Annotated in this window: 2 protein-coding genes and 1 pseudogene; all 3 read left to right on the plus strand. The window is 65.5% G+C overall.

The genetic code is table 11. The annotated features are described in order from the left end of the window. Positions 1 to 388: pseudogene (locus WCB02_RS26475) on the plus strand (hypothetical protein); the annotation flags it as partial. 1 nt (position 389) lies between these two features. After that, entirely contained in the window at positions 390 to 1,139 is a 750-nt protein-coding gene (locus WCB02_RS26480; RefSeq protein ID WP_423962716.1) for an FkbM family methyltransferase, read from the plus strand. 13 nt (positions 1,140 to 1,152) lie between these two features. Further along, the coding region (locus WCB02_RS26485; protein WP_423962717.1) for a hypothetical protein at positions 1,153 to 2,331 on the plus strand (1,179 nt) is incomplete at its 3' end.

The raw sequence follows: 2,331 nt of genomic DNA on the forward strand, positions 1-2,331 counted from the left end.
CCTCTGGGTCGGCCATACGATCTTCCTCGCCGGATTGTTGTTCGGGCGCGAGATCGGCTGGATCGGACAGTCCCGCGACGATCACGCGGTCGCGTTCGCGCTGGCGCTGCAAACCCTGTGGCCGCACACGGCGCTCGGCGTCGCCGCGCTGGTGGTGCTCGCGGTGGCGCAGCCGGCGGCAATTTCTTATGCGTTGTTGCTCGCCGCCGGGCCGGCGCTGGCGATTCCGTTCGCCATTGTGACGGCCTGGGCACCGTTCGGGCGCCTCGCCGCCCGGGTCGGCATCGGCCGGCTACCTGAGGAAGTCGCGCGGCCGGCCGTGCTGCTCGCGCTTGGGCTGCCCGCGATTGAGTTGGCGACGCCAACGCTCAAACCAGATGCGACCTGAGGTGGTGCTAGAAGCCTTCAGGACCTTGCGCGGGATTTCCCGGTCGCTTCGAACCTATTACGGCAACAGGGCGCGCGCGGTTGCCATGGACCGCCTCTATCGCGGTTTCGTCCAGCGTGGCGATCTCGTGTTCGATATCGGCGCCCATGTCGGGGACCGCGTCGCGTCGTTCCGCCGGCTTGGGGCGCGGATCGTCGCGGTCGAACCGCAGCCGGCGATCGTCAAGGTGCTCCGGCTGTTCTATGGGCGCCGCGCAGACGTTGCGATCGAGGCGGCGGCGGTGGCTCGCCTGGAAGGTATGACCTGCATGATGATCAACAGCGAAAACCCGACGATATCGACGGCGTCATCGGCCTTCATCGAGGCCGCAAGCGACGCGCCGGGTTGGCAGAACCAGCACTGGAGAACATCGGTGTCGGTGCCCGTGACGACGCTGGATGCGTTGATCGGCAAGCACGGCACGCCGGCCTTCATCAAGATCGACGTCGAGGGTTTCGAGGAAGAGGCGCTGCTGGGATTATCGCGGCCGGTCAAGGCGCTGTCATTCGAATTCACCACCATCCAGCGGCAGATCGCGATCGCCTGCGTCGAACGCTGTGTTGCGCTCGGCTATCGACGGTTCAACGCCGCGCTCGGCGAGAGCCAGGCTTTCGTGCATGCGAATTGGGTTGACAGCGAGGACATCGCGCGTTGGCTGGCAGCGCTGCCGCACGCAGCCAATTCCGGGGACATCTATGCTGCCCTCGTCTGATCGCAGAGAGCCGGTGTCCTGGCGCGTGTACGCGACGGTCGCCGCGCTGATCGCCGCAGCCTACGCCCTGACGCTGATGACCTTCTATCCCGGGATCATGACCTACGACGCAAAGTTCGTCTATGAGGACATCGCCAAGGGGACGGTCGGTGACTGGCAGTCCCCGGTCATGACGGCGCTCTGGCGCGTGATCGATCCGATTGCGCCGGGCTCGGCGAGCATGTTCCTGCTGATCGCGACCTGCTATTGGCTGGGTTTTGGAATCCTTGCCTTTGCGCTGGCCCGCCGCACCGTCGCGGCTGCGCTGCTGCCGTTGCTCGCGCTGACGCCGCCGGCCTTCGTCTTTGTCGGCATCATCTGGCGCGACATGCTGTTTGCGACCAGCTGGCTTTTGGCCGCGGCGCTCGCCTTTGCCTTCGCCGAACGCGATCCACGCTTTCGCGTGCCGGCCCAGCTGCTGGCGCTTGCGCTATGCGCGTTCGGCGTGCTGCTGCGCCCGAACGCGCTGATCGCCGCGCCGGTCCTCGGCGCTTATCTCTTGTGGCCGCTGCGAATGTCGGTGAAGCGGACGGTCATCCTGTTCGTCCCAGCCATGGTCGGGCTCTTCGCGCTGGTGCAGGTGGTCTATTATGGCGTGCTGGGCGCCGTGCGGCAGCACCCGCTGCAGACCATCATGGTGTTCGATCTCGGCGGCATCAGCCATTTCAGCAAGCAGAACCAGTTTCCGGTCAGTTGGAGCGAGCCCGAGACCGCGCTGCTCCTGAACGGCTGCTATCAGCCGACCCAGTGGGACATCTATTGGCGGCTCGAGCCGTGCGATTTCGTCATGCGCAAGCTCGAACGTGAGAAGGGGCTGTTCGGAACGCCGGCGATCGCCGAAGCTTGGATCCAGGCAATTCTGCGTCATCCGCTGGCCTATCTCGAGCATCGCGCGGCCTTCATGTGGAATTTTCTCGCGCGCGACAATCTCACCATGTGGCTCGCCGATATCGAGCACCCGACGCAGAATGTGTTCAGCGATCGCCCGGCCTTCGTCGCACTGGTCTCCGTGCACGACCTGTTGAAGCCGACGCCGTTGTTCAGTGTCGGGGCGTGGTTGCTGGTCTGTATCGCCGCGTGTGGCTTCGCCTGGCGGCGACGCGAGACGCCCGAGGGAGCCTTCGTCATCGGCGTCTGCGGATCGGCTGCGCTC

Origin of the sequence: Bradyrhizobium sp., assembly GCF_049581145.1 — a bacterium.
In the GTDB taxonomy this organism is placed as follows: Bacteria; Pseudomonadota; Alphaproteobacteria; order Rhizobiales; family Xanthobacteraceae; genus Bradyrhizobium.